Below are 15,290 nucleotides of genomic sequence, written 5' to 3'. Positions count from 1 at the left end.
ACCTGCCGCGACCGGGGTTCCCGCGATCTTGGATGGTGAGATGATGATCCCATTATCTGGTCGAGGTTGCTAGCGTCGGAGGCATGAACGGCGACGAGACGGTCTACACCCACGGACACGACGAATCGGTGCTGCGGAACCATCGATGGCGCACCGCCGAGAACTCCGCCGGCTACCTGCTCCCGCACCTGCGCGCAGGCATGACGTTGCTCGACGTCGGGTGCGGGCCGGGCACGATCACCGCCGACCTCGCGGGACTCGTCGCTCCCGGAGTCGTCACCGCCGTCGAGATGACCGATGAGGCGCTGTCCCTGGCCCGGAACGAGTTCGCCAAGCGGGGAGTCCCGAACACCCTGACCGTCGTGTCCGACGTCCACGCCCTCGACTTTCCCGACGACAGCTTCGATGTCGTGCATGCACATCAGGTCCTGCAACACGTCGGAGATCCGGTGCAGGCATTGCGCGAGATGAAGCGGGTGTGCAGGCCCGGCGGGATCGTCGCCGCCCGCGACGCGGACTACGGCACCTTCACGTGGTTTCCGGCGACACCGGCACTCGACGAATGGCTGACGCTGTACAAGGCCATCGCGCGGGCGAACGGTGGTGAACCGGACGCGGGCCGCCGCCTGCGGGCGTGGGCGCACGAGGCGGGTCTCGGCGACGTCGTGAACACTGCGAGCACGTGGTGTTTCTCCTCCGACGAGGATCGCGAGTGGTGGGGAGGGTCCTGGGCCGATCGCTCGCTGCAGTCGAACTACGCGGACCGGGCGCTCGAGTTGGGGCTCGCTACCGCGGCGGACCTGGAACGCATCGCGGCGGGCTGGCGTTCGTGGGTGCGGGAGGACGACGGCTGGTTCGCGCTCCTGCACAGCGAGATCCTCTGCCGCGTGTAGCAGCGGGGAGGGAAAATCTCGCGACGAGTGCCCGAGGATGGAACACTCGCCCCATGACGACGTTACGGGTGGGTCGACTGTGGTTGGCGGGACTGATGGTGGCTCTGATCGGGCTGGTGCTGGTACCCGGCGCCTCCGCGGCCCCGGACCGAGCGGTCTTCTCCGGCGCCTCGGACCAGGTGATCACGGTCTACGCCCCGTCCGCGGGGGCAGTGGTCGCCGAACTGACCGCGTGGGAACGGAATGCGGACGGCACGTGGCAGGTGTTCGCGGGCCCCGTCCCCGCCGACGTCGGCGGGGAAGGAATCGGTGCGGCGAACGAATTCTCCACCCGCACGCCGGCCGGTGTCTTTCCGCTGGCGCAGGCGTTCGGCAGGCAGCCCGCCCCCGAGACGGCGATGCCGTACTTCCAGTCGGATCGGCGGGACTGGTGGGATTCGAATCCGCTCTCGCCGACGTACAACACGCACGTCCGGCAGGATGCGAGCCCCGGTGGTAACAGTGAGAACCTGTACGCGGCCGGTCCGCTGTACGACTACGCGGTCGCGATCGGCTACAACGCCGCCCGCATTCCGGGTCTCGGGTCGGCGATGTTCCTGCACGTCACGGACGGCACCACCACCGAAGGCTGCGTCGCGATCGACCGCGACACGTTGACCACACTCCTCGGCCGGCTCGACCCGGCGAAGAATCCGGTGATCGAGATCGCGGTAGGTGCGTAGCACCCGTGAGTGGTTGACGAGTCCAGGGACTCGTCAACCACTCACGGGCGGCGGAGCCGCCTACAGGCCGGGACGCTTGCCGATGGTGAGGGTGGGGGTGGAGACACCGGCGAAGAAGTCCTCGCCCTTGTCGTCGACCACGATGAACGCGGGGAAGTCCTCGACCTCGATCTTCCAGACCGCTTCCATGCCGAGCTCTTCGTACTCGACGATCTCGACCTTCTTGATGCAGTCGAGGGCGAGACGCGCCGCGGGACCGCCGATGGACCCGAGGTAGAAGCCGCCGTACGACTTGCACGCGTCGGTGACCTGCTTGGAGCGGTTGCCCTTCGCGAGCATCACCATCGAGCCGCCCGCGGCCTGGAACTGCTCCACGTAGGAGTCCATGCGACCGGCGGTGGTGGGTCCGAAGGAACCGGACGCCATGCCGTCGGGGGTCTTGGCCGGACCGGCGTAGTACACCGGGTGGTCCTTGAGGTACTGCGGCATGTCCTCGCCGGCGTCGAGCCGCTCCTTGATCTTGGCGTGGGCGATGTCGCGTGCGACGACGAGCGGGCCGGTGAGCGACAGTCGTGTCTTCACCGGGTGCTTGGACAGCTCGGCGAGGATCTCCGGCATCGGCTTGGTGAGGTCGATCTTCACGGCCGCGCCCTTGCCGGTGCCGGAGACACCGTCGGTCTCGGCGTCGAGCTGGGCGTCGGTGACCTCGGGGAGGAACCTGCCGGGGTTGAATTCGAGCTGCTCGAGGAAGACGCCCTCGGGGGTGATCTTCGCCTTGGCCTGCCGGTCCGCCGAGCAGGACACGGCCAGTGCGACGGGCAGTGACGCACCGTGGCGGGGGAGGCGGATGACGCGGACGTCGTGGCAGAAGTACTTGCCGCCGAACTGTGCGCCGATGCCGATCTGACGGGTCAGCTCGAGCACCTTCTCCTCGAGCTCCAGGTCGCGGAAGCCGCGGCCCGTGATCGCCCCCTCGTTCGGGAGTTCGTCGAGGTAGTGCGCCGACGCGTACTTGGCCGTCTTGAGCGCAAACTCCGCGGACGTGCCGCCGACGACGATCGCGAGGTGGTACGGCGGGCAGGCTGCGGTGCCGAGGGCGCGGATCTTCTCCTCGAGGAACCGCATCATGCCGTCCGGGTTCAGAATCGCCTTGGTCTCCTGGAACAGGTAGGACTTGTTGGCGCTGCCGCCGCCCTTGGCCATGTACAGGAACTTGTAGGCGTTCTCGTGCCCGCTCGCCGTGTCGGCGTAGAGCTCGATCTGGGCGGGGAGGTTGCTCCCGGTGTTCTTCTCGTCCCACATCGTGATCGGCGCGTTCTGCGAGTACCGCAGGTTGAGCCGGGTGTAGGCGTCATAGACGCCCCGGGCGATGGCCTTCTCGTCGTCGCCGGGGGTGAGGACGTGCTGGCCGCGCTTTCCCATGACGATCGCGGTACCGGTGTCCTGGCACATCGGCAGCACGCCTGCGGCGGAGATGTTGGCGTTCTTGAGCAGATCGAGTGCCACGAACTTGTCGTTGCCCGACGCCTCGGGATCGTCGAGGATGCTCGTGAGCTGCGTCAGATGGTCGCTGCGCAGGTAGTGCGAGATGTCGTGGAGCGCGGTCTCGGTGAGCAGCCGCAGCGCCTCGGGCTCGACGGACAGGAAGGTGCGGCCGTCGGGTCCTTCGACAGTCGACACCCCCTCGGTGGTCAGCAGCCGATACTCGGTGGGGTCCTCACCGATCGGCAGCAAGTCCTCGTAGAGGAAGTCGGCCATTCTATCTCCTGGACAGCGGGTTGTGTGAAGTTCGTATTCAGGCTAGCCGCGGGCTCCGGCGGCCCTGTGACGCGGGGGCATGCTTCGACCTGCGCAGTGGCGTGGCTCACAGAGGTTTCGGAGGCGAATCCGTACACTTGACTTGATGCGTGTACACGAAGCAGATCGGCCGGCCGAATGACCCTTGAAGTCCAGTACGCCGGAACTGTCGACGGCGAGAAGTCCGGTGCACGCGCCAAGCGTCCCGTGCTGCATGCCTACCTGGACATCGCGATCGTGGTGGTCGTCCTCGCAGCCACGAATCTGATCGCGCACTTCACCACCGCGTGGGCGAGTATCGCCACCGTTCCGATCGCCGCTGTCGTGCTGCTCGTTCTCACGCGGCGCCGCGGGCTCGGCTGGGCAGAACTGGGGCTCTCGCCCCGGCACTGGCGAAAGGGTTCGCTGTACGCGCTGGCGGCGATGGGACTCGTTATCGGCGTCGTGGCGATCGGCGCAGCCCTGCCGATCACCCGCCCCTTCTTCATGGCCGACCGGTACGCCACCCTGTCCGGTGCGCTCATCGCGTCGATGATCGTCATCCCGTTGCAGACGGTCATCCCCGAGGAGCTCGCGTTCCGCGGCGTGCTGCACGGCACCCTCGACCGCGTGTACGGCGCCCGTGGTGTCTTCGCGGCGGGTTCGCTGATGTTCGGTCTCTGGCACATCGCGTCTTCGCTGGGACTGACGTCGGGCAACAAGGGGCTGTCCAGCTTCCTCGGCGGCGGCGTCCTCGGTCAGGTGCTCGGCATCCTCGCGGCGGTGGTCGCGACCGCGGCCGCGGGCGTCGTGTTCACCTGGCTCCGTCGCCGCAGCGGCAGTCTGATCGCGCCCATCGCGCTGCACTGGTCATTGAACGGCGCGGGTGCGCTCGCCGCCGCCATCGTGTGGCACACGACCATGGCCTGAGTCCGGAGTCAGCAGGCTTCCGGCGTGCCGAGCCATTCCAGCAGCTTCTCGTACACCGACTCGTGGTTGAGCATCGTGAAGTGGTTCGCGGGCGCGAGGTGCATGCCGTCCTCGTCGCGGAAGCCGATCATCCGCGTCCGGTTCCGGCCGGACGCACTCGGCACGAGCACCATGCCGTCGCCGAGCAGGCGGCCCAGCGGATGCCTCGGGCTGCGCGTGATGGTCGCGGAGACGAAGCAGTACGTCACGCCGTCGAGCAGGGGGACCTCGCTGCACGCCGCGGCGCGGAGCGTGTCGGGATCGCGATCGCGCCAGTCCTCGTCGACGAGCGAACCCTGGTTCAGATCCCGGATGCCGGCGCTCCTTCTGCGCAGGAGCCCGGAGATCGCGCGCGTCTCGGGCAGCACGGCCAGTCCGGCACTCGCGTAGTGGACGGCCTGCTCCAACGGGGCGCCGAGGTGAGGCGAGCCGAGACTCACGACGTGCCGAACCCGTCTCACCCACGGGCGGTCGTCGAGGAAGGCGATCCGGCAGGCGCTGCGGGCCACGAGGCCACCCATGGAATGCCCGACGAGTGCGATCGACTCGACCTCGACCGGCCAGTTCTCGGTGACCGCATCCAGAAGGTCGGACAGGCTCCTGCCGTTGTCCGAGATGTGCCTGCCGGAGTTGTACCGGATCTGCAGCGCCGTGTACCCCAGGTCCGTCCCGAGCCGTTCACCGTAGGTGGGACGGCGGCCCAGCGACCACGCGTCCTCGGTCTCGACGAGGCCGTGCAGGAAGACGACGATGCGGCCGCCGGCGCGCGGGAAGGCGTCGGCGAGCGTGGGCGCGTCCGGGGCGAGCGCGACACCGTTCACCCGTATCGCCAGGGGCTCGGCGAGCGGTGACCCCTCGGATTCCAGTACGTCGCCGATCAGCCCCTGGATCGCGGCGATCGCCTGGGCCCCGCGGCGAGTCTGGGACGGCGCGACGTTCTCCGGCGACGGGAGGTCGAGGAACCGTCCTGCGAGGGAACCACTGAGACGTGCGGTGTCGGCGACGAGTGCGTACACGGCGCCCGAGATCTCGTCGTGGAGCAGCTTGGCGGGGATCGTGTGGGAGCCGACGCCGAGTCGGATCCCGGCGAAGACGCGATCCGAGATCGCGCGGTGGATGCTGCCGATGCCGGTGGCGGCGCCCCCGATTTCTTCGAGGGCCAGCCGGGCGAGGGCCCGCACCTCGGTGCGGCGTCTGATCTGCGCGTCGGTCACGAGATTTGAGTGTACGCATGTGCACTGAAATGTGCGCGTGTTACGAGGGTGTCGCGAATATGCCCCGCGGCCGATTATTTCGGGAATAAATCAACGGTGAAGCGGAAAAGTTGATCTTCGACGGCCGGTTCAATTGGTCGACCGACCAATTCCGGGAAAATCGCTGGTGACGCGGATAATGAACATGTTCACGTTGTGAATTACTCGTCGTGATAGATACGTGATTGAGTCGGATCAATGGGGCCGACAACGCCGTGACGGGGTCCGCGCGCCTGAGCGTGCGAACCCCGTCACGGGTGTTCAAGTCTTGTGCCAGCGGAAATGCTAGCCAATCGTGGCCGCGGCCGCGGTTGCGGCGTCTGCGCCACCGCCCAATGCGTCGGCGGAACCCGAGAAGAAGTCCAGGGCACCGGCGAGGTCGGAGAAGGCGGAGAAGAATTCGGACAGGAAGGCGAGATCCATGCTTTTAACTCCTTGCTCGGTTGTGGGCATTTATGTCGGCGCTGAGCGGGCGCCGGATTCCTTCCTACCGTTATTGAAATGAGATCGCAATCCGAGGGTTTAACCGAAATGAAACGCGAGACGAATTACCGGGTTCCGACCAGGTGAGAAGCCCGTGTCCGGATTCACATCCGGCGGGCGGGATCCCACGATGTGGGAGCCGGGCAGTGCCCGAATACCACCGTCGACGGGCGTCGGCGGGGCTATCCTCGTCCCACGACGTGTAGCGCCTTCCGGACATACCGACGTATAGGGGAACCCATCATGCGCAAGACCATCGTCACCGGTATCGCGGTCGCCGCCATCGCGCTGCTCGGCGCGGCCGGTTGCTCCGACGACAGTTCGAACGAGGCTCCGATCGCGACCACGACGACCTCGTCGGCGTCCGACCGGGTGGAAGGCGCGATCAGTAGCGTGCAGGCCACGGCGTCGTCCGCCGTGAACACCGCGCGCGAGGCCACGCAGAACGCGATCAACTCGGCCATCGCGGCGGTCCCGATCGGATTCGAGTCGGGAACCGCCGAGCTCAACGCCGTCTCGGACGTGACGGTCAGGGCGGTGGCCGCCGCCATGAAGGCCGGCGACAGCAAGATCGAGATCGAGGCCTACGCGAGCAACACGGACGAGGCGGCCGCCGAACTCCTGGCCGATCAGCGCGCCCAGGCCGTCGCCAACGCGCTCGAGGCGCAGGGTGTCGACAAGAGCCGCATCTCGGTCGACGGAACGGCTAACCCGCCCGAAGGTGTCAACGTCGATCAGGTGGAGATCACCGTCGAGGACAGCTGACCGGCCCGGTCAGTGCAGGACCGCCCGGTGCTCGTTGCTGTACGGGACGTGCTCGGCGGTTCTGCCCTCGCGGAGTTTGAGCACCCACTCGGGGTCGGACAGCAGCGCGCGGCCGACGGCCACGAGATCGAACTCGCCGTTCTCGTACTGCCGGAGCAGGCGGTCGATACCGGCGGTGTTCGAGGCGCCGTCCGAGGTGAAGGCTGTCGTGAACACGTCGTCGAGACCCACCGAACCGACCGTGATGGTGGGGAGTCCGGTCAGCCGTTTGGTCCAACCCGCGAGACTGAGTTCCCCGTCGTCACCGGCCAGCTCGGGGAACGCCGGTTCCCAGTGCCTGCGGGTAGACGGGTGCAGTACGTCGACACCGGCGGCGACGAGGGGCGCGAGCACCGCCGCGAGTTCGTCGGGGGACTGCGCGATCCGCGAGTCGTAGTGGTTCGACTTCCACTGGCTGAAGCGGTAGACGATCGCGAAGTCCTCGCCGACGGCGTCGCGGATCGCTGCGACCACCTCGACGGGGAACCGGGTGCGGGCCTCGAGCGACCCGCCGTAGCCGTCGGATCGGACGTTGGTGCGGTCCCACAGGAACTGGTCGAGCAGGTAGCCGTGCGCACCGTGCAGTTCGATGCCGTCGAAGCCCACGTCGCGCGCATTGACGGCGGCCGCGACCCAGGACTCGCGCAGCGCGCCGAGATCGGACGCGGTGAATTCACGTCCCAGGCGAGTCCCGTCGAGGGCGATCCCGGACGGGCTGGCGGTGGTCACCTCCGGATTCAGGCGGGGCTGCGGGCCACGTTCGACGCCCAGGTGCCACAGCTGCGGGATGATCTGCCCGCCCTCGTCGTGGACTGCGTCCACCACCGATTTCCAGCCCGCGAGGCTGTCGTGCCCGTAGAGGAGCGGCACCCGGGTGTGCGATCCGGCGGCCGGGTCGGGGATGTACGTCCCCTCGGTGATGACGAGTCCGACCCCGCCCGCCGCGCGCCGGCGGTAGTACGCCGCCACATCGTCCCCGGGAATGCCGTCGGGGGAGAATGCCCTGGTCATAGGCGCCATTGCAAAGCGATTCCGTAGCCGGAGGGATTTGACGGCGAACGGCTCGAAGAGGCCGTCCACGGGCAGCGGTGTTTCGGTCATGCCTGTCTGCAACTGATCTTGGTTACGCACTATTCCTGCATACGACCTGCTGTGTAGTTGTAATCTGAAGTCACAGTCGACACTCGCTGCCGGCGCGTGGGCTCTCGCCCGCGCCCGGTCTGACGGGAGGGTGCACTGATGGGCACGAACGACGGAAAAGCTGCCGATCTGGTGCTGTTCGGTGACGTGGTCACCATGAACGACGCCGCGCCACGCGCTCGGGCGGTCGCGGTGCGCGACGGGCGGATAGCCGCCGTCGGCAACGACTCCGCGGTGTTTCCGCTGATCGGGCCGGCAACGATCACGGTCGACCTGCACCGCGCATGCATTCTCCCGGGCTTCATCGAGGCGCACGGTCACCCGCTGAACTCCGCGGTGCTGCTCGGCGAACCGGTGGTGGACATCAGACCGGTCACGATCGCCGACGCGGGGGACGTGGTCGACGCGGTTCGCCGCGCCGTCGACGAACACCCCGACGGCGCCGTGCTCAATGGCTGGGACCCCCTGCTCCAGAAGGGGCTGCCCGAACCGACCCGCGAATGGCTCAATTCCGTCGCCCCCGACACGTCCCTGGTGATCCTGCACAACACCGGGCACGTCGCCTACTTCAACGACGTCGCCGCGCGGGAGTCCGGATTGAGCAAGGACACGCCGGACCCGGAGGGCGGCAGCTTCGGCCGCGACAAGTCGGGTGAACTGGACGGTTCGGCATTCGAGGCGCCCGCCGTGATGGTGGTGGCCGCCACGATCCTCGCGGGTGCCGCCGAGCGGTTGCCCGAACTCCTCGCCGCCGAGTGCGCGCGGATGAACGCGGCAGGCATCACGACCGCCAGCGAAATGGCCTTCGACCCACGGTTCCGCAGCGCCCTGACCGCGATCGCCCGATCCGGTGCGCTCACCACCCGACTGCGGTTGTACGAGATGTCGAACCCGGAGCGCGCCTCCGAGGTGTCACCCGGGGTCGGCAACGACCTGCTGCGCCAGGTGGGCATCAAGATCTGGTCGGACGGCTCGCCGTGGGTGGGCAACGCGGCCACCAGCTTTCCGTACCTCGACACGGAGGTCACCCGGTCGCTCGGGCTCGCCGGAACGCGCGGCGAGGCCAATTACACGGAGGACGAGATTCTCGAGATCAGCAAGCCGTACTTCGAGAACGGCTGGCAGATCTCCTGCCACGCCAACGGTGACGCCGCGGTCGCCCTGGTCCTCGACGCGTGGGAGCGGATGCTCGCCGACTCCCCACGCGAGGATCACCGACTCCGGCTCGAGCACGTCGGGGCGATGACCCCGGACCAGTTCCGCCGAGCGACCGAACTCGGCGTCACGTGCAGCCTTTTCGTCGATCACCTCTACTACTGGGGCGACGTGCTCGTCGACGACCTGTTCGGCCCCGAACGCGGAGCATGTTGGGCGGCTGCAGCTTCCGCGATCAAGGCGGGACAGCGGATCTCGTTCCACAACGACGGCCCGGTCACCCCGACCAACCCGCTGCGCAACATCGCCGACGCCGTCACCCGCCGCACCCGATCGGGGCGCGTGCTCGCTCCCGAGGAACGGATCTCCGTCCCGGATGCCCTGCGCGCCGAGACGATCAACTCGGCGTGGCACCTACGGAGTGAGGACGCCATCGGGGCGATCGTCGCCGGCATGCACGCCGATCTCGTCGTGTTGTCGGCCAACCCGCTCCTGGTGGAGCCAGACGACATCGCGGACCTCGAGGTGCTCGCCACGATCCTGGAGGGTCGAACGGTCTTCGGAAAGCTGGAGTGATCCGGGTGGCGCCCGGGTCGAGGGCTCTGCGGTCGATCGGGACGTCAGCCGGAAACTGGATCCGGACTTCGGGTTACACCCGCAAATGGCTGGTTCTCGGCGTCGTGATCGGGATCGTCGCCGGGCTCGGAGCGGTCGTGTTCTACGTCGCGCTGTCGGAAGCGACGCAACTGCTGATCGTCGGCATCGGGGGCTACCACCCGCCGACCGCGGCGGGCGATGGTGGGGCGGTCGGCAGCAGGGAGTTCACGAGACCGTGGGCGATCCCGCTCGTGGTGTGCCTGGGTGGTCTGGTATCGGGCATCATCGTGTTCACGCTGGCTCCGGAGGCCGAGGGGCACGGCACCGACGCGGCGATCGAAGCCGTCCACCGGGACCCCCGCATGATCCGCGTCCGGGTCGTCCTCGTGAAGCTGGTCGCGTCCGCGATCACGATCGGGTCCGGCGGGTCCGGCGGTCGCGAGGGACCCACCGCACAGATCTCGGCGGGTTTCGGATCGCTCCTCGCCCGCAGGCTGGACCTGTCCCCACGGGACGGTCGAATCGCCGTGGCGATCGGCATCGGCTCCGGCATCGGCGCGATCTTCGGCGCCCCGCTCGGCGGCGCGGTGTTGTGCTGCACGATTCCCTACAAGGAAGACTTCGATTTCGAGGTGCTCGTGCCGGCGCTGGTCACGTCGATCGTCAGCTACACCGTGTTCGGCAGCTTCCTCGGTTTCGGGCCACTGTTCGGGCACGCCGCGCAGGACTACGTGTTCGACACCCCGGTCCAGCTGGTGTGGTTCGCGCTCATCGGTGTGCTCGGCGGCCTGATCGGATTGCTGTACAGCGGGACGTTCTACACGGCCGTCGATCTCACCCACCGTCTGCCGGGCAGCCGGATCGTCAAACCGGCGGTCGGCGGGCTGCTCGTCGGACTGATGGCTCTCGTGTTGCCGGAGGTGCTGGGCAGCGGTTACGGCTGGATTCAGCAGTCCATGGGCCGCGGCGACCTCACGGCCATCCCGCTGTGGGTCGTGCTGCTGTTGCCGTTCGCGAAGATCCTCGCGACGTCGCTGTCCATCGGCTCGGGTGGATCCGGCGGCATCTTCGGCCCGGGAATGGTGATCGGGGCGTTCACCGGCGCCGCAGTGTGGCGACTGCTGGAACCGATCGCCCCGGGAGTCCCCGACAATCCGGCGCCCTTCGTCATCGTCGGCATGATGGCCTGCTTCGGCAGTATCGCCCGCGCTCCTCTCGCGGTCATGTTGATGGTCGCGGAGATGACGGGGAGCGTCGGCGTGCTGGTGCCGGGGATGATCGCTGTCGGACTCGCTTATCTCATCGTGCGGCGATCGGGGAAGACGATCTACCGGGCGCAGCGCGAGAACCGTGCGGAGGCTCGGCTCGCCCCGGGATGATCGGATCGGGGTCCGTGTGTGGAGGGCCGGGTGGATTCCGGCATGCTTGTGGCCATGACTGTTCACGTTCCTCAGTACGTCGACCTCCTCTGGCCAGCGCTTCAGGCTGCCATTGCTCTCGGTGGTTCGGCGTCCAACGAGGAGCTCGACAGCGCCGTCGTTGAGCGAGAAGGGCTTTCGTCCGACGTGCAGGGTGTGCTGCACGGTGACGGTCCCAGCACCGAGATCGAGTACCGGTTGGCGTGGGCCCGTACCTACCTCAAGGGGATGGGTCTGCTCACGAACAGCAGGCGCGGGGTGTGGAGTGTGACGGAGAAGGGCCGCGAGGTCGCCGCGAGCGAGATTCGACCGCTGCACGCCGAGTTCTCCGCCGAGAACCGCAAGAAGAATGCCGCCCGCAAATCGGCGAAGGCGGCGTCCCGCCGCAACGACGAGCCGGATGCCAACATCGCCGAGGCCGAGAACGACGCGGACTGGAAAGACCTCCTCCTCGATACGGTCCTGAAGATGTCGCCGCCCGCGTTCGAGCGGCTGACCCAGCGGTTGCTGCGGGAGGCGGGATTCTCGAGCGCGTCCGTCACCGGTCGCGGCGGCGACGGGGACATCGAGGGGCTCGGCGTGTACCAGTTGTCGCTGCTCAGTTTCCCCGTGTTCTTCCAGTGCAAGCGCTACAGCGGCAGCGTCGGGGCGGGGGCGGTGCGCGATTTCCGCGGCGCGATGGCGGGCCGCGGCGAGAAGGGCCTGCTCATCACCACCGGGACCTTCACCGGTGACGCCCGCACGGAGTCCAAGAGGGACGGGGCACCGCCGATCGACCTCATCGACGGCGACCGGCTGTGCGACCTGTTGAAGGAGCATTCACTGGGTGTCCAGACCACCACGCGTCTCGTCGAGGACGTCGAGGTCAGGTCCGATTACTTCCACTCGCTGGAGCCGAAATGATCAGCGTCGGGTCACCGCCCCAGCGCCAGGACACTCTTTCCCGTTGCGGTATGGCCACGAAGCGATCACACAGGCCCTGAAGCGGTGCCGACAGCGTCTTCCCGTGTGTAAAGAGGAAGTTAAATGCACATGTCACTGACGTGAAAAGCGACCGAGGGAAGTCGATATGACGACCACATCGCCGTGGCCGTTGATGGGCCGCACGGTACGGCCGCCGGCGGGGATGCTGGCGGACCGGCGGTTCGCGATGCTCGTCGACCAGTTCTTCGGACTCTTCCACGACGCCAGCCAGGGCGGCGGCGCGCTGGCCGTCTATCTCCACGGTGAACCGGTCGTCGACGTGTGGGCCGGGTGGGCGAGCCGCGACACGTTCTGGCAGGACGACACCGTCACCCTCACGTTCTCCACGGGCAAGGGCGTCGCGTCCACCGTTCTGCACCGTCTCGCCGGACGCGGGATCATCGACTACGAGGCGCCGGTGGCGCAGTACTGGCCCGAGTTCGCCGCCGAGGGCAAGGACGAGATCACGGTGCGCGAACTGCTGTCGCACCGCGCCGGACTGCACCGGGTACGCGGGCTCGTGCCCGGACCGCTGAGTCTGATGGACCATTCCCTGGTCAGCGCCGCACTGGCCGCGGCGACCCCGGATCAGCGTCGGCTGAAGGTCCCCGGCTACCACGCGGTGACATTCGGTTCGCTCGTCGCCGAAATGACGTCCCGCGCGGCCGGAAAACCCTTCACGGAACTGGTGCGCACCGAGGTCGCCGAACCGCTCGGGGTGAAGGAATTCTGGTACGAGGTGCCGCCGGCCGAGCGTGCCCGGATCGCGAGGACCTTCCCGCACATCAACCCGTTCGGCGTTCCGTGGGGAGCCACGTCGTTCGCGATGTCGCGGCTGCCCGGTCTGCGCAACGTGGCCGACGCCGGGATGCCCGCCGGTTTCGACGCCCTCGTCCGCAACCCCGCGATCCACGACAGCGTGATGCCGGGGTGGAACGGCGTGTTCAGCGCCCGCGCGCTGGCGCGGATGTACGGGGCGCTGGCGAACGGCGGAACGGTCGGCGGCGTGGAGTTCCTCCCACCCGACGTCGTGGCGACGCTGAGTCAGGTGCAGACGACGGCCCGCGACTACGTTCTGGGCATTCCGATGAACTGGCGGCTCGGCTACCACGCGGGGATGGTGGCACGTCGCAGGCAGCCGTCGAATACTTTCGGGCACTACGGGTTGGGCGGGTCGGGTGCGTTCGCCGACGCCGACACCGGGCTGTCGATCGCCTTCGTCACCAACCGGCTCGGCAACATGCTGACCCCCATCGCCGATCTCCGCCTGCCGAAGCTCGGCTCGACGGCGCTCGCCATCGCCGAGAAGCTGTAGCCGGGCGGCTCGCGCCGCCGGTGGAACCAATTCGATGTAGACGCGCCGTTTTTCGATCGACGCGAGCCTCCGGTCTGGAGGGCGGGGGACCGGTAGCATCGGGTCCGTGACCGACGCGACCGCCCACACCAGCCGTCCTGATCGGTTGCGTGTCCTCGTCTACAGCGACGATGCGACCACCCGCCAGAAGGTCGTTCTGGCGCTGGGGACGCGTCCGCACCCCGACCTCCCGGAGTTGGAGTACGTCGAGGTGGCGACCGCGCCCGTGGTGATCCGGCAGATGGATGCCGGCGGTATCGACCTTGCCGTCCTGGACGGGGAGGCGGTGCCCGCGGGCGGGATGGGGATCGCGAAGCAGTTGAAGGACGAGATCGACGACTGCCCCCCGATCCTGGTCCTGACCGGCCGCCCCGACGACGCCTGGCTGGCCACGTGGTCGCGGGCCGAGGCCGCGGTGCCGCACCCGCTCGACCCGATCCGGTTGTCCGAAGCGGTCATAGCGCTGCTACGCACCCGCCTCTCAGCTTAGGCTCTCCTGACTCCGTTTCCCGCTGCGCGAAGGTGCATCGAGCGCCTGTGCCGCAGGGGTTTTCCGTACTTCGAGATCGCCTGGAACTCGCACGGTCAAATCGACCGGGCTCGACGACTTCCCTTGTACGCTGTGGCATAACTCACAAGAGCGTAGCTTCGGAAACGACCGTCCGGGAATCGGGCGGACAGGCTCGGGAAGAGGGGAGCTGAGACGGCATGAATGTCTACGTGCCGATCCTCGTGCTCGGGGCGATTGCGGTCGCGTTCGCGGTCTTCTCCGTGATCGTGGCGAGGATCGTCGGTCCGAGGCGCTACAACCGTGCCAAACTCGACGCCTACGAGTGCGGCATCGAGCCGACACTCTCGCCTCTGGGTGCGGGCCGCATCCCGGTGAAGTACTACCTGACGGCCATGTTGTTCATCATCTTCGATATCGAGATCGTGTTCCTCTATCCGTGGGCCGTCCATTTCGATGCTCTCGGCTTCTTCGGTCTCGGGGCCATGGCCCTGTTCATCTTCAACGTCTCCGTCGCCTACGCGTACGAGTGGCGGCGTGGCGGTCTCAGTTGGGACTGACCTGTCCCCCCCAGCGATCCAAAAGCTAAGTCGGAAGAGAAGAGTCGGATATGGGCATCGAGGAGAAGCTGCCGAGCGGCTTCCTGCTGACCACGGTCGAAGGGCTCGCGGGCTATGTCCGCAAGGGCTCGCTGTGGCCGGCGAGTTTCGGGCTCGCCTGCTGCGCGATCGAGATGATGGCCACCGCCGGCGGACGCTTCGACATCGCCCGTTTCGGCATGGAGGCGTTCCGGGCGTCGCCGCGGCAGGCGGACCTGATGATCGTGGCCGGCCGGGTGAGCCAGAAGATGGCCCCGGTGCTGCGGCAGATCTACGACCAGATGGTGGAGCCGAAGTGGGTGCTGGCGATGGGCGTCTGCGCGTCGTCGGGCGGCATGTTCAACAACTACGCGATCGTGCAGGGCGTCGACCACATCGTGCCGGTGGACATCTATCTGCCCGGGTGCCCGCCCCGGCCCGAGATGCTGTTGAACGCGATCCTCACCCTGCACGAGAAGATCCAGCAGATGCCGCTCGGCGTTCACCGCGAGGAGGTGGCACGGGCGGCGGAGCAGGCGGCGCTGGCCGCCACCCCCACCATCCAGATGAAGGGCCTCCTGAGATGACCGGAGCGAGCGGCCGTGGTTCGAGGGAGCGAAGCGAACCGAGCAGAAGGGGCCGGGGCCGTGCGGTCTGGACTGAGGAGCGAGGGAGCG

At 67.7% G+C, this 15,290-nt stretch carries 15 protein-coding genes; 11 read left to right on the top strand and 4 right to left on the bottom strand.

All coding sequences use genetic code 11. From position 1 onward, the window contains the following. Positions 1–83: 83 nt before the first annotated feature. Both OYT95_RS07165 and OYT95_RS07160 read left to right on the top strand, forming a co-directional pair. Positions 84–893: a methyltransferase domain-containing protein gene (locus OYT95_RS07165; protein WP_037231563.1), complete on the top strand. Its 810-nt coding sequence runs from the start codon at positions 84–86 to the stop codon at positions 891–893. 53 nt (positions 894–946) lie between these two features. After that, positions 947–1,615, top strand: coding sequence for a L,D-transpeptidase family protein (locus OYT95_RS07160; RefSeq protein ID WP_128639229.1), 669 nt, complete (start codon positions 947–949; stop codon positions 1,613–1,615). 60 nt (positions 1,616–1,675) lie between these two features. Here OYT95_RS07160 and OYT95_RS07155 read toward each other — a convergent pair whose 3' ends face one another. Beyond that, entirely contained in the window at positions 1,676–3,373 is a 1,698-nt protein-coding gene (locus OYT95_RS07155; protein ID WP_268791065.1) for a fumarate hydratase, read from the bottom strand. 177 nt (positions 3,374–3,550) lie between these two features. On the opposite strand from OYT95_RS07155, the gene OYT95_RS07150 reads away from it, so the two are divergent. Then, complete coding sequence (locus OYT95_RS07150; RefSeq protein ID WP_128639228.1) at positions 3,551–4,321, top strand: CPBP family intramembrane glutamic endopeptidase; 771 nt, start codon at positions 3,551–3,553, stop codon at positions 4,319–4,321. 8 nt (positions 4,322–4,329) lie between these two features. Here the strand turns inward: OYT95_RS07150 and OYT95_RS07145 are convergent, their stop codons facing one another. Together OYT95_RS07145 and OYT95_RS07140 are read right to left on the bottom strand one after the other, a co-directional pair. Beyond that, entirely contained in the window at positions 4,330–5,574 is a 1,245-nt protein-coding gene (locus OYT95_RS07145; RefSeq protein WP_268791064.1) for an esterase/lipase family protein, read from the bottom strand. A gap of 324 nt (positions 5,575–5,898) precedes the next feature. Next, on the bottom strand, positions 5,899–6,036 hold the full coding sequence (locus OYT95_RS07140) for a hypothetical protein (protein ID WP_009479155.1): 138 nt from the start codon (positions 6,034–6,036) through the stop codon (positions 5,899–5,901). A 303-nt stretch (positions 6,037–6,339) separates the two neighbouring features. Here OYT95_RS07140 and OYT95_RS07135 point away from each other — a divergent pair, with 303 nt between their 5' ends. Further along, complete coding sequence (locus OYT95_RS07135) at positions 6,340–6,861, top strand: OmpA family protein (protein ID WP_037231574.1); 522 nt, start codon at positions 6,340–6,342, stop codon at positions 6,859–6,861. Between the two features lie 9 nt (positions 6,862–6,870). Here OYT95_RS07135 and OYT95_RS07130 read toward each other — a convergent pair whose 3' ends face one another. Then, a complete protein-coding gene (locus OYT95_RS07130; protein WP_268791063.1) occupies positions 6,871–8,001 on the bottom strand; it encodes an NADH:flavin oxidoreductase in 1,131 nt (376 codons plus the stop codon). 138 nt (positions 8,002–8,139) lie between these two features. Between OYT95_RS07130 and OYT95_RS07125 the strand changes: the two genes are divergently transcribed. From OYT95_RS07125 to OYT95_RS07095, 7 genes are all read left to right on the top strand, one after another. Beyond that, on the top strand, positions 8,140–9,771 hold the full coding sequence (locus OYT95_RS07125; protein ID WP_037231580.1) for an amidohydrolase: 1,632 nt from the start codon (positions 8,140–8,142) through the stop codon (positions 9,769–9,771). Then, positions 9,768–11,171: a chloride channel protein gene (locus OYT95_RS07120; RefSeq protein ID WP_268791062.1), complete on the top strand. Its 1,404-nt coding sequence runs from the start codon at positions 9,768–9,770 to the stop codon at positions 11,169–11,171. Before OYT95_RS07125 ends, OYT95_RS07120 begins: the two co-directional genes overlap by 4 nt. A gap of 42 nt (positions 11,172–11,213) precedes the next feature. Then, on the top strand, positions 11,214–12,113 hold the full coding sequence (locus OYT95_RS07115; RefSeq protein ID WP_268791061.1) for a restriction endonuclease: 900 nt from the start codon (positions 11,214–11,216) through the stop codon (positions 12,111–12,113). 166 nt (positions 12,114–12,279) lie between these two features. After that, on the top strand, positions 12,280–13,488 hold the full coding sequence (locus OYT95_RS07110) for a serine hydrolase domain-containing protein (protein ID WP_268791060.1): 1,209 nt from the start codon (positions 12,280–12,282) through the stop codon (positions 13,486–13,488). A gap of 106 nt (positions 13,489–13,594) precedes the next feature. Beyond that, positions 13,595–14,017: an Rv3143 family two-component system response regulator gene (locus OYT95_RS07105; RefSeq protein WP_268791059.1), complete on the top strand. Its 423-nt coding sequence runs from the start codon at positions 13,595–13,597 to the stop codon at positions 14,015–14,017. Positions 14,018–14,235: 218 nt separating this feature from the next. Further along, entirely contained in the window at positions 14,236–14,595 is a 360-nt protein-coding gene (locus OYT95_RS07100) for an NADH-quinone oxidoreductase subunit A (RefSeq protein ID WP_005239104.1), read from the top strand. Between the two features lie 50 nt (positions 14,596–14,645). Further along, the gene (locus tag OYT95_RS07095; protein WP_005239105.1) at positions 14,646–15,200 is read left to right on the top strand and encodes a NuoB/complex I 20 kDa subunit family protein; all 555 of its coding nucleotides are present in this window, start codon (positions 14,646–14,648) and stop codon (positions 15,198–15,200) included. Positions 15,201–15,290 lie beyond the last annotated feature (90 nt).

The organism is Rhodococcus sp. JS3073, from assembly GCF_026810085.1.
Classification (GTDB): domain Bacteria; phylum Actinomycetota; class Actinomycetes; order Mycobacteriales; family Mycobacteriaceae; genus Rhodococcus_F; species Rhodococcus_F wratislaviensis.
Note: the sequence above shows the minus strand (reverse complement) of the source record. Positions and strands in the feature narration are given on the sequence as shown.